Raw genomic sequence first — 16,111 nt, forward strand, 5'->3', positions numbered from 1 at the left:
CGCGCGACCGCCGGGACCCTGCGTGATCATGGGACGGAGGTGACCCGATGACCGAGCTGCTGTTGCTGGTCCTGGCCCTGGCGCTGTGCCTGGCCTGCGGCCTGTTCGTGGCCGCCGAGTTCTCGCTGACGACGGTGGAGCGGGCCGAGCTGGAACGGGCCGTGGACCGGGGTGAGCGCGGCGCGGCGGGCGCGCTCCAGGCCGTACGGAGCCTGACGTTCCAGCTCTCCGGGGCGCAGCTCGGCATCACCGTCACCAACCTCGTCGTCGGCATGCTCGCCGAGCCGTCCGTCGCCTCCCTGCTCCGCGGCCCGCTGCGCGCGGTGGGCGTCCCCGGCTCGGCCGTCTCCAGCGTCGCGCTGGTGCTGGGTACGGCGCTGTCGACGGTCGTGCTGATGGTCGTCGGCGAGCTGGTGCCCAAGAACTGGGCCATCTCCCGTCCGCTCGCGATGGCCCGGCGGGTCTCGGCCTTCCAGCGCACCTTCAGCGCCGTCTTCCGCCCGTTCATCGGCCACCTGAACAACACCGCCAACCGGGTGCTGCGGCTGATGGGCCTGGAGCCGGCCGAGGAGCTGGCCTCGGCGCGCAGCCCGCAGGAACTCGCCGCGCTGGCCCGGCACTCGGCGAAGAAGGGCTCGCTGGAGGCCGACACCGCCGAGTTGTTCGTCCGCACCCTGGGGCTGGCGGACCTGACGGCGGAGAACGTGATGACGCCGCGGATGCAGGTCGTCGCGCTGGACGCGGACGCCACCGTCGAGGACGTCGTCGGCGCCTGCCGCGCCACCGGCCTGTCCCGCTTCCCCGTCTACCGCGGCAGCCTGGACAGCGTCCTCGGCTACGTGCACGTCAAGGACGTGCTCGGGATCCCCGCCGACCGGAGGGCCGGCCACCCGCTGACCCGGCTGCTGCGGGACCCGGTGCCGGTGCCCGAGACGCTGCCCGTCGACGACCTGATGGACCGGCTGACGGACAGGCACTCCCTGGCGGTCGTGATCGACGAGTACGGCGGCACCGCCGGCGTGGTGACCATGGAGGACGTCGTGGAGGAGGTCATCGGCCAGGTGCACGACGAGCACGACCCGCTGGAGACGCCCGACCTGCTGCGCAGCGGCGCGGACCCGGACGGCCGGATGCTCTTCGACGCCGACGGCGGGGTGCGCCCCGACCAGCTGGCGGAGATCGGCCTGCGGGTGCCGGAGGGTCCGTACGAGACGCTGGCCGGGCTGGTCGCCACCGAGCTGGGCCGGATCCCCGTCGACGGGGACGGGCTGGACGTCGGCGGCTGGCGCCTGGACGTGGTGGACGCGACCGGGCGCCGCGCGGCGCGCGTCCTGCTGCACGCCCCGCCGCCGGGCGCGGCACCGGACGACGACGGCGGCGGCAACGGCGACGGCGGCGCGGCCGCCCGGCGGGGGGAGTCGGCATGACGGCCGTCCAGCTGCTCGTCGGGCTGCTGACGCTGGTGCTCAACGCCTTCTTCGTGGGCGCGGAGTTCGCGCTCATCTCGGTGCGGCGCAGCCAGATCGAGCCGTACGCCCTGAACGGCGACCGCCGCGCGCGGGGGGTGCTCTGGGGGCTGGAGCACGTCTCGACGCTGATGGCGTCGGCCCAGCTCGGCATCACGCTGTGCACGCTGGTCCTCGGCGTCGTCGCCGAGCCGGCCATCGCGCACCTGCTGGAGCCGCTGTTCGACGCGGTCGGGGTGCCGCACGGGCTGGTGCACCCGATCTCGTTCGCGATCGCGCTGGCGGTGGCGACGTACCTGCACATGCTGCTCGGCGAGATGGTGCCGAAGAACGTGGCGCTGGCGGACCCGGTGCGTTCCGCGCTGCTCCTCGGCCCGCCGCTGGTGGCGCTCACCCGGGCGCTGCGCCCCGTCGTGTTCACCGTCAACGCCTTCGCCAACGCGCTGCTCCGGCTGCTGCGCGTGCAGACCCGCGACGAGGTCGCCGCCTCGTTCTCCGACGCCGACCTGGCCCGCATGGTCGCGGACTCGGCCGAGGCCGCGCTGCTCGACGACCGGTCCGCCGGGCGGCTGCGCGACGCGCTGGAGCTGGGCCGCCGGCCGGTGGGCGACGTGGTGGTGCCCACCGGGCACGTGGTGACCGCGCCCGTCGGCGTCACCCCGGAGGCGCTGGAGGCCCTGGCCGTCGCGTCCGGCTTCTCCCGCTTCCCGGTGGTCGACGACAGCGGCCGGATCCTCGGCTACCTGCACGTCAAGGACGCCCTCGGGGCCGACGACCGGGAGGCGCCCTTCCCGCGCACCGCGATGCGCCGCATCGCCCGGGTGCGCGCGGGCGCGCCGCTGGACGACGTGCTGACCGCCATGCGCCGCAGCCGCACCCACCTGGCCGCGGTGACCGGCGGGCAGGACCGGGTGACGGGCCTGGTGACCATGGAGGACGTGCTCCGCGAGCTGGTCGGCCGGGAGTCGTGACCTGCGGCCCGGCCGCCGGAGGGGCCGTCCGCGGCGGCGGGTAGGATCGGCGGCGCCATGGACGAGAATGCCCGTTACACCAGTTTCGTCGCGGTCGGCGACTCCTTCACGGAGGGCATGTCCGACCTGCTGCCCGACGGCACCTACCGCGGCTGGGCCGACCTGCTCGCGGCCCGCTTCGCGGCGGCCCGGCCCGGCTTCCGGTACGCGAACCTGGCCGTCCGCGGCAAACTCATCCGGCAGATCCTCGACGAGCAGGTCGACCGGGCCGCCGCCATGGAGCCCGACGTCATCACGCTCGTCGGCGGGCTCAACGACGCGATCCGGCCGCGCTGCGACATGGACCGGGTGTGCGGGGCGCTCGAAGAGGCGGTGGAGCGGCTGGCACCGAGCTGCGGGCAGCTCGTGCTCATGCGCAGCCCGGGCCGCAACGGCCCGGTGCTTCAGCGGGTCAGGCCGCGGATGGAGCAGCTCTTCGCGCACATCGACGACCTGGCGGCGCGGCACGGCGCGCTGGTCGTGGACCTCTACGGCGCCGAGGTGCTCCGCGACGTGCGGCTGTGGGACGACGACCGGCTGCACCTGACGCCCGAGGGCCACCGCCGCGTCGGCGAGGCCGTGTGGCAGACGCTCGGCGGCGCCCCGGAGTACGACTGGACGAGCCCGCTGCCGCCGCCGGCGCCGCCGCCGTGGTTCACCCGCCGGACGGCGGACCTCCGCTTCGCCCGTATGCATCTGCTGCCGTGGGTGCACCGCCGGCTCACCGGCCGCTCCTCCGGGGACGGCCGGGCGCCGAAGCGCCCGGAGCTGCTGCCGTACGACGCCTGACGCCCGCCCCCGCCCGCCCGGCCCGTAGAATCTCCCCACGTGAACAAGCCGCGCATCCCCAACGTCCTGGCCGCCCGCTACGCCTCCGCGGAGCTGGCCGCCCTCTGGTCCCCCGAGCACAAGGTCGTCCTGGAGCGGCAGCTGTGGCTCGCCGTGCTGCGCGCCCAGCGGGACCTGGGCGTCGATGTCCCGGACGGCGCCGTCGCCGACTACGAGCAGGTGCTGGACGACGTCGACCTCGTCTCGATCGCCGAGCGCGAGAAGGTCACGCGGCACGACGTGAAGGCGCGGATCGAGGAGTTCAACGCGCTCGCCGGGCACGAGCAGATCCACAAGGGGATGACGTCCCGCGACCTGACCGAGAACGTGGAGCAGCTTCAGGTGCGGCGGTCCCTGGAGCTGGTGCGCGACCGCACGGTCGCGGTGCTGGCGCGGCTGGGCCGGCTGGCCGGCGAGCACTCCGGGCTGGTGGTGGCGGGCCGCTCGCACAACGTCGCCGCGCAGGCCACCACGCTGGGCAAGCGGTTCGCCACCGCCGCCGACGAGCTGCTGACCGCGTACGACCGGGTGGCGGACCTGCTCGCGCGCTATCCGCTGCGCGGTGTCAAGGGCCCGGTCGGCACCGCGCAGGACATGCTCGACCTCCTCGGCGGCGGTGCGGAGGGTGCCGCGAAGCTGGCGGAGCTGGAGCGGCGGGTGGCCGGCCACCTGGGCTTCGCCCGCGCCCTGACCTCCGTCGGCCAGGTCTACCCCCGGTCCCTGGACCACGACGTGCTCACCGCGCTGGTGCAGGTCGCCGCCGCGCCGTCGTCGCTGGCGAAGACGATCCGGCTGATGGCCGGGCACGAGCTGGTCACCGAGGGCTTCAGGCCGGGCCAGGTCGGCTCGTCCGCCATGCCGCACAAGATGAACACCCGCTCCTGCGAGCGCGTGAACGGCCTGATGGTGATCCTGCGCGGCTACGCCTCGATGACGGCGGAGCTGGCGGGCGACACCTGGAACGAGGGCGACGTCTCCTGCTCGGTGGTGCGCCGGGTGGCGCTGCCGGACGCGTTCTTCGCGCTCGACGGGCTGCTGGAGACGTTCCTGACGGTGCTGGACGAGTTCGGCGCCTTCCCGGCGGTGATCGCCCGCGAGCTGGACCGCTATCTGCCGTTCCTGGCCACCACGAAGGTGCTGATGGCGGCGGTACGGGCCGGGGTCGGCCGGGAGGAGGCGCACGAGGTCGTCAAGGAGCACGCGGTGGCCGCGGCGCTGGCCATGCGCGAGCGCGGCGCCGAGCGCAACGAGCTCCTCGACCGGCTCGCCGCCGACGATCGCATCCCGCTCGGCCGGGAGAGTCTGGCGGCGCTGATGGCCGACCGGCTGTCGTTCACCGGCGCGGCCGAGGAGCAGGTGGCGGCGGTGGCGGCGCGGGTCGAGGAGGTCGTGGAGCGGCACCCGGAGGCGGCGGGCTACGCGCCCGGGGCGATCCTGTGACGCCGCCCGCCCCGGCCCCGTAGCCCCGGCGGCCCCTTCCGCTACGCGTCCCGCCGCCGCAGCGTCCACCAGCCGGCCAGCACCGCCGCCCCCGCCCACAGCGCGGTGACGGCCAGGCCGGCCGGCGGCGGGACGTCCGTCGGCGGGTCGGCGAAGAGGACCTGCTGCCCGGCCCGGTCCGGCAGGTAGTCCGCGACCCCCGCCGACGACCCGACGCCGAGCACCATCGACACCACCAGCACGAACGGGATCAGGATCCCCAGCACCGCGATGCCGCTGCGCAGCACGGCGGCGAGGCCCGCGGCGAGCAGCGCCATCAGCGTGAGGTAGACGGCGCCGCCGACGACGCCGAGCAGCGCGCCGTCGTCACCGAGCCCGAGGGCGCGGTCGCCGAGCGCGGCGCCGCCGACCAGGAACGACAGCAACGTCGTCGGCAGTCCGACGGCGAACGTGAGCCCTGCGACGTGGGCGAGCTTGGCCCCGTACAGCAGCCCGCGCCGCGGCACGGCGGCCAGCGTGGCGCGGATCAGCCCGCTCTGGTACTCCGACGACACCGCGAGCGTGCCGAAGACGATCGCGGCGATCTGGCCGGGGCCCACGCCCGTGAGGACGGAGAACAGCGGGTCGAAGTCGCCGTCGAGGGTCTCGGCGCCGCCCTGGGCGGAGCTGGCGAGGATCCCGAAGCCGGCGGTGACGAGCAGCACGCACGCCAGCGACCAGACGGTCCCGCGCAGCGTCGTGATCTTGATCCACTCCGAGCGGAGCACGGCCTTGGCGTTCATCTCTCAGACCTCCCCGGTCCCGCTGGTGAACTCGGCCGCCGACGCGGTCAGCCGGAGGTACGCCTCCTCCAGGTCGGCCCGGCCCCCGACGAACTCGTCCAGCGGGGCGTCGGCGAGCAGCCGGCCGCGGCCGAGCACGACGAGGTGGTCGGCGAACGCGGCGGTCTCGGCCATGAGATGGCTGGAGACGAGCACCGTGCGCCCCTCGCCGGCCAGCCGGCGCAGCAGCCCGCGGATCCACACGATGCCCTCGGGGTCGAGCCCGTTGGACGGCTCGTCCAGCAGCAGCACCGGCGGGTCGCCGAGCAGGGCGGCGGCGATGCCGAGGCGCTGGCGCATGCCGAGCGAGTACGTCCGTACCCGCCGGCCCGCGGCGCTCTCGATCCCGGTCAGCCGCAGCACCTCGGCGACGCGCGCGTCCGGCAGGCCGTTGCTCGCGGCCAGCGCGCGCAGGTGCGCGCGGCCGGTGCGGGAGCCGTGGGCGGCCTGCGCGTCGAGCAGCGCGCCGACGTGGCGGAGCGGGTCGGTCAGCTCCGGGTACGGCCGGCCGCCGACGGTGGCGGTGCCGGAGGTGGCGCGGTCCAGGCCGAGGACGAGGCGCATGGTGGTGGACTTGCCGGCGCCGTTGGGCCCGAGGAAGCCGGTGACGCGGCCCGGCCGGACGGTGAAGGTCAGGGCGTCGACGGCCCGGACGCCCCCGTAGACCTTGGTCAGGTCGCGGACCTCGATCGCTGTCGCTGCTGTCATACGGACAACGCTGCCGGTCGGGGCGGTGCCGGGGCCTCCCCCGCGCGCGGGTTCGCCCTCCCCCGCGCGGGGGAGCCGCCCGCCGGGCGGCGCTGGCACGATGGACGGCGTGCCACGCGCTTCCCGGGGAGGTCCCCCGGTCCTCCGGTCCCTTCCCCGGTCGCTCGCCGGCCGCCTGCCGCGGCCGCTGCGGGCGGCCCTGCGGCCGGCGCTGCGGGCGGTGACGTACACCCGGTGGCTGCACCTGTGCATCGCCGCGGCGCTGCCCATGCTGGGCGCGTTCGTCGTCGGGCCGGACGACGTGCCGCCGCTGCTGGGGTACGTCCTCCTCGCCGTCGCCCCGGTGCCGCCGCTCGCCGCCGCGGCGGCGGTCCCCGCCACCCGGGTGCTGGAGACGGCGCAGGCCCGGCTGCTGCTGTTCCCGGGGCCGCACGACGGGGAGGAGCAGCCGGCGGCGCTCGCGAGCACGCCGGCCACCGCCTGGGCCGACCGCGGCCGGGTCTTCGTCTGGCTGGTGCTGCGGATGTGGCTGGGGTTCACGGCCGCGGTGGCCGCCGTCCAGGGCGTCTTCGTCATCGTGGCGCTGACCTCGGCCGCCGAGTGGCGGTGGTTCAACGCGGAGGTCGTGCCCCTCCCGGGCGCGTGGAACGGTGCGTACCCGCTGCTCATCCCGGTCGTGGCGGCGGCGGTGCTCGCGGTCGTGCGGGTCTTCGGCTCGCTGACGGCGGCGCTGGCGCCCCGGCTGCTCGGCCCGTCGGCCGCGGAGCGGCTGGCGGCGCTGGAGGAGCGCACCGAGCTGCTGCTGGAGCACAACCGGCTGGCCCGCGAGCTGCACGACACCGTCGGGCACGCGCTGACCGTCGCCGTGGTGCAGGCGGGGGCCGCCCGGGCGGCGGGGTCGCGGGAGTTCACCGAGCGGGCGCTGACCGCGATCGAGGACACCGGCCGGGAGGCGCTGGAGGACCTGGAGCGGGTGCTGCGGCTGCTGCGCCAGGACTCCGCGCCGCCGTCCCGGCGGCCGGGGCTGGCCGAGGCGGAGCGGCTGGTGGCCTCCGCGCGCGGTGCCGGCGCGACGATCAGCGCGGAGATCGAGGGGCCGCTGGAGACGGTGCCGGGGCCGGTGTCGCGGGAGGGCTACCGCATCGTGCAGGAGTGCCTGACGAACGTGCTGCGGCACGCGGGACCGGTGCCGGTCACGGTACGTATCGCGGCCGCGGCCGGCGAGCTGGAGCTGCGGGTGTGCAACCGGCTGCCCGCGCAGGCGGCCGGCTCGGGGCAGGGCGGCAGCGGGCTGCGCGGCATCCGCGAGCGCGCCGCGCTGCTCGGCGGCGAGGCCGTCGCCGGGCCCCGCGACGGCGAGTGGCGGGTGCGGGTCACGCTGCCGATACCCTGACGGCGTGCCCGTCTCCGTCCTCCTCGTCGACGACGACGCCCTGGTCCGCGCCGGACTGCGGGCGATCCTCGAAGCGCAGCCGGACATCGAGGTGGTGGGCGAGGCGGCCGACGGCGCGGCGGTGATCCCGCTGGTGCGGCGGCTGGCGCCGGACGTCGTCGCGATGGACGTGCGGATGCCGCTGATGGACGGCATCGAGGCCACCCGCGCGGTGCTCCGCGCCTTCGCCCCGCCGCCGAAGATCCTCGTCGTGACCACCTTCGAGGAGGACCGGTACGTGTACGGGGCGCTGCGCGCCGGCGCCGACGGCTTCCTGCTCAAACGCGCCCGCCCGGCGGAGATCGTGCACGCGGTGCGGCTGGTCGCCGAGGGCGAGTCGCTGCTGTTCCCGGCCGCGCTGCGGGCGCTGGCCGCCGGGCACGGCAACGAGGAGGCGCGGGCCGCGGTGGCGGCCGCGCGGCTGACCGACCGGGAGGGCGAGGTGCTGCGGCTGGTCGCCCGCGGGCTGTCGAACGCCGAGATCGCCGCCGAGCTGGTGCTCGGCACCGAGACCGTCAAGTCGCACGTCAGCGCGGTGCTGGCGAAGCTGGGCGCGCGGGACCGGACACAGGCGGTGATCACGGCGTACGAGTCCGGGTTCGTCGCTCCCGGCGCGGCCGGATAGCCGATACGATCCGCTATCCGGAAGGCACGGTCAGGGAGGCTGACGTTGGGGCAGCTCACCGGCGGGGATCCGTCCCTGCTCCGGAGGATCAACTCCGCCGTCGTCCTGCGCGCGCTGCGCGCCGCGGGCCCGGCGACGCTGACCGAGCTGGTGCGGAGCACCGGGCTGTCCCGGCCCACGCTCGACGGGGTGCTGGAGGGGCTGGCCGCCAGCGGCCTGGTGGTGGAGGCGGCGGCCGAGGAGGGCACGGCGCGGCGCCAGGGCCGGCCGGCCCGCACGTTCCGCTTCCACGCCGAGTCGGGTCACCTGCTGGGCATCGAGATCGGCCCGCACCGGGTCTCCGTCCTGCTCGCCGACCTCGACGGCAGGCTGCGCGGCTCGGCGTCCCGCACCGTGGACGAGGCCGCGGAGGCCGACGACCGGCTGGCGGCGGTGCGGACCGTGGTGCAGGAGGTGCTGCGCCGGGCCGGCGTGGCGCGCAGTTCGCTGCGCGCGGTGGGCGTCGGCAGCCCCGGCATCGTGGAGGCGGACGGCCTGGTGCGGCTGAGCGCCGCGCTGCCGGGCTGGACGGGCATCAACCTCGCGGAGCGGCTGGGCCGTTCATTCCGCTGTCCGGTGCTGGTGGAGAACGACGCGAACACCGCCGCCGTCGCCGAGCACTGGAAGGGCGCCGCCCGGCACTCGCAGGACGTGGTCTTCGTGCGCGCCGGGCTGAGCCCGGGCGCGGGGTCGCTGATCGGCGGGCGGCTGCACCGCGGGTTCGGCGGGGCGGCGGGTGAGATCGGGGCGCTGCACCTGCTCGGCCGGGAGGCGACGCCGGAGAAGCTGCTGAGCGTCACCGGCGAGCCGCTGCACCCGCTGGACGAACCGGCGGTGGCCGAGGTCTTCTCGCTGGCGCAGAGCGGCGACAGGCGGGCGCGCCGGGCCGTGGACCGGTTCATGCAGCGGCTGGTGCACGACGTCGCCGCGCTGGTGCTGGCGCTGGACCCGGAGCTGGTGGTGATCGGCGGCTGGGCGGCGGGCGTGGACGACGTGCTGGAGCCGCTGCACGCCGAGCTGGCCCGCTACTGCCTGCGGACGCCGGAGGTCGTGCTGTCGCTGCTGGGCGAGGCGGCGGTGGCGACGGGGGCGCTGCGGCTGGCCCTGGACCACCTCGACGAGGAGCTGTTCGCCGTGGAGAGCACGGTCACGGCACGCCGCTGAGCCGCGCGCCGGGGCGCGGCGCGGGAGCCCCGGCCGGGGGCTCCCGCCCGGTTCGTACGACCCGGGAGGCCGCCCGGACGGCGGGCCGGGGAGCGGCCCGCGGGCGGCGGCCTCAGCTCGCCAGCACCGCCGCGTCCGCGTCGAGGGTGAGCCGGCAGGTGTCGGCGCGGTACGTCGAGACCGCGACGGCCGCCGTGCGCCCCCCGGAGACGTAGCGCGTGGTGACCACCAGCACCGGGGCGCCCGGCAGCCGGTCCAGCTCGCGGGCGTCCTCCGCCCGCGCCGAACCCAGCTCGACGGAGCGGTCCTGGCCCTCCAGCGGCAGCCGGTACAGCTCGTGCAGCACGGCGCGGGCGCGGACCGCGCCGGTGGCGGCGTCGCCGCGGCTGAAGCCGGGGGCGGAGCCGCCCGGCAGGTAGATCAGCTCGGCGGCGACCGGCTGCCCGTTGCGGCTGCGGGAGCGGTGCACCCGGTGCACGGGCTCGGACGCGTCGGTGCCGAGCATACGGGCGACGGGAGCGGGCGCCGCCACCGCGGCCGCGTCGACGGCCTCCCAGCCGTCGTCGGCCTCGCCGGGCCACATCTGCCGCGGGGTGCCCACCGGGACCCCCACGCGCGGCGGCGCGACCGTCGTGCCGACGCCGCGCCTGCGCTGCAGCCGCCCCTCCAGCTCCAGTTGGTCGAGCGCCTGGCGCAGGGTCGCGCGGGCGACGCCGAAGCGGGCCGCCAGCTCGCGCTCGTTGGGAAGGATCTCCCCCACCGAGAACTCCGACTCCAGGGCCTCGCTGATCACGCCCTTGAGATGCCAGTACTTCAGCTCGGTCACGGTGTCCGGCTGCGTGGTCCCCACCTGATCCTCGCAATCCCCGTCGGCCTGGCCGCCTTTATGCGCGGTTGTTTATGAAAGGTTGTTGCAGTATCTCTCGCCGACAGTAAGCCGCTGCCCGGACTTGGTCAAGACCAATGCCCTCGGGGTACGGTCCGTCCGGCGGGCCGACGACGGTGGAGAGGCAGCGATGGACCAGGTCACAGTGGTGACGGGAGGCAGCCGCGGGATCGGCGCGGCGGTCGTGCGGCGGCTGGCCCGGGCGGGCCACGCCGTGGCGCTCGCGTACGAGCGGGCTGAGGCCGCGGCGGAGGGGGTGGCGGCCGAGGCGCGGGCGGAGGGGGTGGCGTGTGTGGCCGTACGTGCCGACGTCAGCGACGCCGGTCAGGTCGACGCGCTGTTCGACACCGCCCGCGAGCGCCTCGGCCCGGTCACGGGGCTGGTGAACAACGCGGGGATCACCGGGCCGCTCGGCCGGTTCGACGAGACGTCCCTCGACGTGATGCGCCGGGTGCTGGACGTGAACGTGATGGGCGCGTTCATCTGCACCCGGCGCGCGGTGCGCGGGATGTCCACCCGGCACGGGGGCGGCGGCGGCGCGATCGTCACCGTCTCGTCGGGCGCCGCGACGCTCGGCAGCCCCGGCGAGTACGTGCACTACGCGGCGAGCAAGGCGGCGGTGGACGCCATGACCACCGGGCTGGCCAAGGAGCTGGGGCCGGAGGGCGTACGGGTCAACTCCGTCCAGCCCGGCATGACCGTGACCGACATGCACGCGGCGATGGGCGACCCGGAGCGGCCGTGGCGCAACCCGGAGCGGGTGCCGATGCGCCGGCCCGGGGAGCCCGAGGAGATCGCGGGCGCGGTGGCGTGGCTGCTGTCCGAGGAGGCGTCGTACACCACGGGCGCGGTGCTGCGGGTCTCGGGCGGGCTCTGACGACCGCTCCGGCTACGGGGTCAGGCCGGTGAGCCGGTCGGGGTTGCGCATGATGTAGATACGGGCGATCCTCCCGTCCCGGAGCTCCAGCGCGGTGACGCTGTCCGGCTCGCCCTTCGTCGTCAGCAGCAGCCCGGGCCGGCCGTTGACCTCGCGGATCACGAAGCGCGGCTCCACCAGGTCGCCGAGGTCCTTCGTCGCGCCGATGAGGAACCGGGCCGCCTTGTCGGCGCCCCTGATGACGCGGCGCGGCGCCTTCGCCTTGCCGCCGGCGTCCGAGACCACGTCCACGTCCGCCGCCAGCAGCGCCATCAGCCCCTTCAGGTCACCGCCCGCGGCGGCGTCCAGGAAGCGCTCGGTGATGTGGCGCTGCTCGGCGACGTCCACGTCGTAGCGCGGCTTGCGCTCGCTGACGTGCCGCCGGGCGCGGCCGGCGAGCTGGCGCACCGCGTCGTCGGAGCGGTCGAGCATCGCGCCGATGTCCGCGTACGGGAAGCCGAAGGCCTCCCGGAGCACGAAGACGGCCCGCTCCAGCGGCGACAGCGACTCCATCACCACGAGCATCGCCAGCGTCACCGACTCGGCGAGCAGCGCCCGCTCCGAGCCGTCCGTCAGCTCGTCGCCGCGGACGTCGGTGGTCACCGGCTCCGGCAGCCAGGAGCCGACGTAGGACTCCCGGCGCGCCTGCGCGGAGCGCAGCCGGTCGAGGGAGAGCCGGGTGGCGATGCGCACGAGATAGCCGCGCGCGTCGCGGACCTGCTCGCGGTCCGCGGCCGACCAGCGCAGCCAGGTGTCCTGCACCACGTCCTCCGCGTCGGCGAAGCCGCCGAGCATGCGGTAGGCCAGGCCCATCAGGACGGATCTGTGCGCCTCGAAGACGTCGAGGTCCGTGCCGTCTGCCACCACCTCATACCACCTGACGGGACGCCTCTCTGTCCAGTCGGGCCCGCGCGTCGTACTTCCCCCGCCGCGGTGGCGGTTGTTCACTTGGCGTTCGTGTCATGGGCAACGCACGCCGGTAGGTCTGACGGCGCACGACGATCCGCACGTCGACGGGAGACCCAGGTGAACACGGGAGACAGAGCGAACGGCGGCCCCGCACGCCGGTCGGTGCTACGCGGCGGAATCGCCGCGTCCGCCGCGCTGGCGGTGCCCACGCTTTCGGGCGGCGCCCCGGCGCAGGCGCTCGGGGGCCGGCCGGAGGCCGCGTGGGGCGTACAGGTGGGTGACGTGACCGCCGCGGGCGGCACGGTGTGGGTACGCGCCGACCGGCCGGCCCGGATGGTCGTGGAGACGTCCGCGACGGAGTCGTTCCGCCGGGTGCGCCGCCGCCGCGGCCCGCTGCTCGGCCCGCGCACCGACTACACCGGCACCGTACGGCTGCACGGGCTGCCGCCCGGCGAGCAGGTGCACTACCGGGTGGTGCTGGAGGACGCCGACGACCCCCGCCGCCGCGGCGAGCCGGCCCAGGGGACGTTCCGTACGGCCCCGGCGCGCTGCGACGACGTGCGCTTCGTCTGGTCCGGCGACGTCGCCGGCCAGGGCTGGGGCATCAACCCCGACCGCGGCGGCTACCGCGTGTTCGGCGAGATGCGGCGGCTCGATCCGGACTTCTTCCTGCACAGCGGCGACACCGTGTACGCGGACGGCCCGCTGACCGCCGAGGTGCCGCTGCCCGACGGGACGGTGTGGCGCAACCTGGTCACCGAGGAGAAGTCGAAGGTCGCCGAGACGCTCGCCGAGTACCGCGGCAACTTCCGCTACAACCTCCTCGACGCGAACCTGCGCCGCTTCAACGCGCAGGTGCCGATCATCGCGCAGTGGGACGACCACGAGGTCGTCAACAACTGGTACCCCGGCGAGATCCTCACCGACGAGCGCTTCACCGAGCGGCGCGCCGACGTGCTCGCGGCCCGGGCCCGGCGCGCGTTCGCCGAGTACTTCCCGGTGGAGTCGCTGCGCCCGGACGGCGCCGGCCGGATCTACCGGAGGATCTCGTACGGGCCGCTCCTGGACGTCTTCGTGCTGGACATGCGCACGTACCGCAACGCCAACTCCGACGGGCTCGCCCCGGACGACGTCCACGGCGTCCTCGGGCGCGCGCAGCTGGCCTGGCTGAAGCGGGAGCTGATGCGCTCCCGCGTGGAGTGGAAGGTGATCGCCTCCGACATGCCGCTGGGGCTCGTGGTGCCGGACGGGACGGCGGCGTTCGAGGCGGTCGCGCAGGGCGACCCGGGCGCGCCGCTGGGGCGGGAGCTGCAGATCGCCGAGCTGCTGCGGCACATCAAGCACCGGAGGATCACCGGCACCGTGTGGCTGACGGCGGACGTCCACCACACGTCCGCGCAGCACTACGACCCGGCACGGGCGGGGTTCACGGACTTCGCGCCGTTCTGGGAGTTCGTCACCGGCCCGTTGCACGCGGGCGCGTTTCCGGCCAGCGCGCTGGACGGCACTTTCGGGCCGAAGCGGGTGTTCGTCAAGGCGCCGGAGACGGGCAACGTCCCGCCGGGCCGGGGGTTCCAGTTCTACGGCGAGGTGGAGATCGACGGCGGCAGCCGGGAGCTGACGGTGCGGCTGCGCGAGGAGGGCGGCGCGGTGCTGTTCACCAAGGTGCTGCGGCCGGGACTCGTCGGGCAGTAGCCGCCCCTCGCCCCGGGCGTCCGCGGACGTCCCGCGGCGGCGCGTCGCCGGGCGGCGTGCGCGCCGCGGGGCGCAGGCCGCGGGGATGTGCCGACGCCGGTACACCCCGCGGCTCCCGGCGGGTGGCAACCATGGACCCGCTTCCGGGCGTCTTCCCTCGCGTGTACGCACGACGCCGCGGCCGGGTGCGGCGCCGGCTCCCGGCGTCGGCCGAAAACTGACCCCATAGGTCCGATTCACCCTTTACCATCCGGTCACAGCTCGTTCTTGATCACGCAACACCCGTCCGGAAAGCTGGAGTTCATGGCCGACGACACCGCACCGCCGCACGAGGGCCCGCGGCGCGCGCCCGGCGCGCCGGGGCCGTACCCCCTCGCCGCCGTGGCCCTGGCGGGCGCCCGGCCCCACCCGGTGCCGGGCAGCCGCGCCACCGCGCGCCCGCCCCGCCGCCGGGACGCGACGGCGCCGCGCGGCGGGCGCCCCCTCACCGTCCGCGAGGCGGGGCCGGCGGACCTCGACGCCGCGCTGGAGATGCACCGGCGCTGCTCGCGGCGGACGCTGGCCATGCGCTACCAGGGCCCGCCCGGCGAGGCGGACGGCTACCTGCGCCACCTGCTCAGCCCGCACTTCGGCCGGACGCTGGCGGTGCAGACGAGCGGCGGCCGGCTGGTGGCGCTCGGGCACCTGCTGTGGGACGACGCCGAGGCCGAGGTGGCGCTGCTGGTGGAGGACGCCTGGCAGCGCCGCGGCCTCGGCACCGGCCTGCTGCGCCGGCTGCTCGCGACCGCGGCGGGCATGGGCTACCGCAGCGTGTACGTGGTGAGCCGGTCGCTGGACGCCGCCATGGCCGCCACCGTGCGCAAGGCGGGCGTGCCGCTGGAGTACCGGGTGGAGGGCGCCACGCTGGTCGTCACCGCCCACCTGGACGAGCCGGTCACCCCCGCGGCGGACCCTGCGGGACTGCGCTGACGGCGCCGCCGTCCGCGCCCGCCGCGCTCTTCGCGCGCGTGTCCGTCTCCGCGCGCGTGTCCGCGCCGGCGTCGAGCGCCGCGCTCAGGTCGGCCCACAGGTCGTCCACGTCCTCCAGCCCGACCGACATCCGCAGCAGGCGCTCCCCGATCCCGCCCGAGCGGCGGTCGGCCGGGTCGACGATGCGGTGGCTGATCGACCCCGGGTGCTGGATGAGGGTGTCGACGCTCCCGAGGCTCACCGCCGGGGTGATCAGCCGCACGGCGGCGATGACCGCGTGCGGGTCGCCGCGCACCTCGAAGGCGACCATCGCGCCGCCGAGCTTCGGGTAGCGCACCCGGGTCACCGCCGGATGGCCGGCCAGGCGGCGGGCCAGCTCCGCGGCGGACGCGGACTGGGCCCGTACCCGTACCGGCAGGGTGGACAGGCCGCGCAGCAGCAGATAGCCGGCGAGCGGGTGCAGCACGCCGCCGGTGGCGAACCGGATCCGGCGCAGCGCGCCGGCCAGTTCCTCGTCGCAGGCGACGACGCCGCCCATCACGTCGCCGTGGCCGCCGAGGTACTTGGTGGCGCTGTGCAGCACGAGCCGCGCGCCGTGCTCGGCGGGACGCTGCAGGACGGGGGTGGCGAAGGTGTTGTCGGCCAGCAGCGGGACCGAGCCGCAGGAGTACGCGACGGCCCGGAGGTCCGTCTCGGCGAGCGTCGGGTTGGCGGGGGTCTCGACGAGCACCAGGCCGGTGTCCGGGCGCAGGGCGTCGGCGACGCCGGCCGGGTCGGTCCAGGTCACCTCGGTGCCGAGCAGCCCGCCGTCGAGCAGGTGGTCGCTGCACCCGTACAGCGGCCGGACGGCGACGACGTGCCGCAGGCCGAGGCTGCCGCGCACCAGCAGACAGGCGCTGAGCGCGGCCATCCCGCTGGCGAACGCCACCGCGGACTCGGTGCCTTCGAGCCGGGCGAGGGCCTGTTCGAAGCGGGCGACGGTGGGGTTGCCGAGCCGCCCGTAGACCTGCGGTCCTTCGAGCGGGGCGCCGGTGGCGGCGAACTCGTCGATCCGGGCGGCCTCGCCCCTGCTGTCGGGGGAGGGATAGGTCGTGGACAGGTCGAGCGGGGCGGCGTGCAGGCCGAGGGCGGCGAGGTCCTCGCGCCCGGCGTGCACGGCCTCGGTGGCGAGTGAACGCGACGGGGTCTCCATCCCCCGATGCT

General features: G+C 75.8%; 15 protein-coding genes. 10 read left to right on the forward strand and 5 right to left on the reverse strand.

Translation table 11 applies throughout. From position 1 onward, the window contains the following. Positions 1 to 47 precede the first annotated feature (47 nt). The 4 genes from ACHZ99_RS18625 to purB are packed head-to-tail and all read left to right on the forward strand — an operon-like array spanning position 48 to position 4,744. Positions 48 to 1,427, forward strand: a complete 1,380-nt coding sequence (locus ACHZ99_RS18625; RefSeq protein WP_420305759.1) for a hemolysin family protein — start codon at positions 48 to 50, stop codon at positions 1,425 to 1,427. Continuing rightward, positions 1,424 to 2,437, forward strand: a complete 1,014-nt coding sequence (locus ACHZ99_RS18630) for a hemolysin family protein (RefSeq protein ID WP_420305760.1) — start codon at positions 1,424 to 1,426, stop codon at positions 2,435 to 2,437. The genes ACHZ99_RS18625 and ACHZ99_RS18630 overlap by 4 nt, the downstream gene beginning before the upstream one ends. Before the next feature lie 57 nt (positions 2,438 to 2,494). Beyond that, positions 2,495 to 3,265: an SGNH/GDSL hydrolase family protein gene (locus tag ACHZ99_RS18635; RefSeq protein ID WP_420305761.1), complete on the forward strand. Its 771-nt coding sequence runs from the start codon at positions 2,495 to 2,497 to the stop codon at positions 3,263 to 3,265. A gap of 39 nt (positions 3,266 to 3,304) precedes the next feature. Continuing rightward, complete coding sequence (purB, locus tag ACHZ99_RS18640; RefSeq protein WP_420305762.1) at positions 3,305 to 4,744, forward strand: adenylosuccinate lyase; 1,440 nt, start codon at positions 3,305 to 3,307, stop codon at positions 4,742 to 4,744. Positions 4,745 to 4,785: 41 nt separating this feature from the next. On the opposite strand, the gene ACHZ99_RS18645 is transcribed toward purB, so the two are convergent. After that, positions 4,786 to 5,526, reverse strand: coding sequence for an ABC transporter permease (locus ACHZ99_RS18645; RefSeq protein ID WP_420305763.1), 741 nt, complete (start codon positions 5,524 to 5,526; stop codon positions 4,786 to 4,788). A gap of 3 nt (positions 5,527 to 5,529) precedes the next feature. Further along, positions 5,530 to 6,273: an ABC transporter ATP-binding protein gene (locus ACHZ99_RS18650; RefSeq protein ID WP_420305764.1), complete on the reverse strand. Its 744-nt coding sequence runs from the start codon at positions 6,271 to 6,273 to the stop codon at positions 5,530 to 5,532. Positions 6,274 to 6,448: 175 nt separating this feature from the next. Between ACHZ99_RS18650 and ACHZ99_RS18655 the strand changes: the two genes are divergently transcribed. From ACHZ99_RS18655 to ACHZ99_RS18665, 3 genes are read left to right on the forward strand one after another with little or no spacing between them, the layout of a single operon-like run. Further along, positions 6,449 to 7,666: a sensor histidine kinase gene (locus tag ACHZ99_RS18655; RefSeq protein WP_420306054.1), complete on the forward strand. Its 1,218-nt coding sequence runs from the start codon at positions 6,449 to 6,451 to the stop codon at positions 7,664 to 7,666. A 4-nt stretch (positions 7,667 to 7,670) separates the two neighbouring features. Beyond that, positions 7,671 to 8,330, forward strand: coding sequence for a response regulator transcription factor (locus ACHZ99_RS18660; protein ID WP_420305765.1), 660 nt, complete (start codon positions 7,671 to 7,673; stop codon positions 8,328 to 8,330). Positions 8,331 to 8,375: 45 nt separating this feature from the next. Then, entirely contained in the window at positions 8,376 to 9,533 is a 1,158-nt protein-coding gene (locus tag ACHZ99_RS18665) for an ROK family transcriptional regulator (protein WP_420305766.1), read from the forward strand. Positions 9,534 to 9,645: 112 nt separating this feature from the next. On the opposite strand, the gene ACHZ99_RS18670 is transcribed toward ACHZ99_RS18665, so the two are convergent. Continuing rightward, positions 9,646 to 10,383 (reverse strand): GntR family transcriptional regulator, encoded by a 738-nt coding sequence (locus tag ACHZ99_RS18670; protein ID WP_420305767.1) that lies wholly within the window; start codon positions 10,381 to 10,383, stop codon positions 9,646 to 9,648. Between the two features lie 166 nt (positions 10,384 to 10,549). Between ACHZ99_RS18670 and ACHZ99_RS18675 the strand changes: the two genes are divergently transcribed. Beyond that, the gene (locus ACHZ99_RS18675; protein WP_420305768.1) at positions 10,550 to 11,296 is read left to right on the forward strand and encodes an SDR family oxidoreductase; all 747 of its coding nucleotides are present in this window, start codon (positions 10,550 to 10,552) and stop codon (positions 11,294 to 11,296) included. A 12-nt stretch (positions 11,297 to 11,308) separates the two neighbouring features. On the opposite strand, the gene sigJ is transcribed toward ACHZ99_RS18675, so the two are convergent. Continuing rightward, on the reverse strand, positions 11,309 to 12,199 hold the full coding sequence (gene sigJ / locus ACHZ99_RS18680) for an RNA polymerase sigma factor SigJ (protein WP_420305769.1): 891 nt from the start codon (positions 12,197 to 12,199) through the stop codon (positions 11,309 to 11,311). A gap of 207 nt (positions 12,200 to 12,406) precedes the next feature. On the opposite strand from sigJ, the gene ACHZ99_RS18685 reads away from it, so the two are divergent. Then, positions 12,407 to 13,939: an alkaline phosphatase D family protein gene (locus ACHZ99_RS18685; RefSeq protein ID WP_420306055.1), complete on the forward strand. Its 1,533-nt coding sequence runs from the start codon at positions 12,407 to 12,409 to the stop codon at positions 13,937 to 13,939. Positions 13,940 to 14,206: 267 nt separating this feature from the next. After that, positions 14,207 to 14,908 carry a GNAT family N-acetyltransferase gene (locus ACHZ99_RS18690; RefSeq protein ID WP_420305770.1) on the forward strand — a complete coding sequence of 234 codons (702 nt, stop codon included), beginning with the start codon at positions 14,207 to 14,209 and terminating at the stop codon, positions 14,906 to 14,908. Here the strand turns inward: ACHZ99_RS18690 and ACHZ99_RS18695 are convergent. Next, the gene (locus ACHZ99_RS18695) at positions 14,874 to 16,100 is read right to left on the reverse strand and encodes a trans-sulfuration enzyme family protein (protein WP_420305771.1); all 1,227 of its coding nucleotides are present in this window, start codon (positions 16,098 to 16,100) and stop codon (positions 14,874 to 14,876) included. The genes ACHZ99_RS18690 and ACHZ99_RS18695 overlap by 35 nt on opposite strands. Between the last annotated feature and the right edge of the window lie 11 nt (positions 16,101 to 16,111).

The organism is Streptomyces sp. MAR4 CNX-425 (assembly GCF_048656465.1).
Lineage (GTDB): Bacteria > Actinomycetota > Actinomycetes > Streptomycetales > Streptomycetaceae > Streptomyces.

What these genes read in the sequence shown, in the direction of transcription:
- ACHZ99_RS18625 (WP_420305759.1), top strand. Translation starts at nt 48, where the DNA reads ATGACCGAGCTGCTGTTGCTGGTCCTGGCCCTGGCGCTGTGCCTGGCC.
- ACHZ99_RS18630 (WP_420305760.1), top strand. Translation starts at nt 1,424, where the DNA reads ATGACGGCCGTCCAGCTGCTCGTCGGGCTGCTGACGCTGGTGCTCAAC.
- ACHZ99_RS18635 (WP_420305761.1), top strand. Translation starts at nt 2,495, where the DNA reads ATGGACGAGAATGCCCGTTACACCAGTTTCGTCGCGGTCGGCGACTCC.
- ACHZ99_RS18645 (WP_420305763.1), bottom strand. Translation starts at nt 5,526, where the DNA reads ATGAACGCCAAGGCCGTGCTCCGCTCGGAGTGGATCAAGATCACGACG.
- ACHZ99_RS18650 (WP_420305764.1), bottom strand. Translation starts at nt 6,273, where the DNA reads ATGACAGCAGCGACAGCGATCGAGGTCCGCGACCTGACCAAGGTCTAC.
- ACHZ99_RS18675 (WP_420305768.1), top strand. Translation starts at nt 10,550, where the DNA reads ATGGACCAGGTCACAGTGGTGACGGGAGGCAGCCGCGGGATCGGCGCG.
- ACHZ99_RS18695 (WP_420305771.1), bottom strand. Translation starts at nt 16,100, where the DNA reads ATGGAGACCCCGTCGCGTTCACTCGCCACCGAGGCCGTGCACGCCGGG.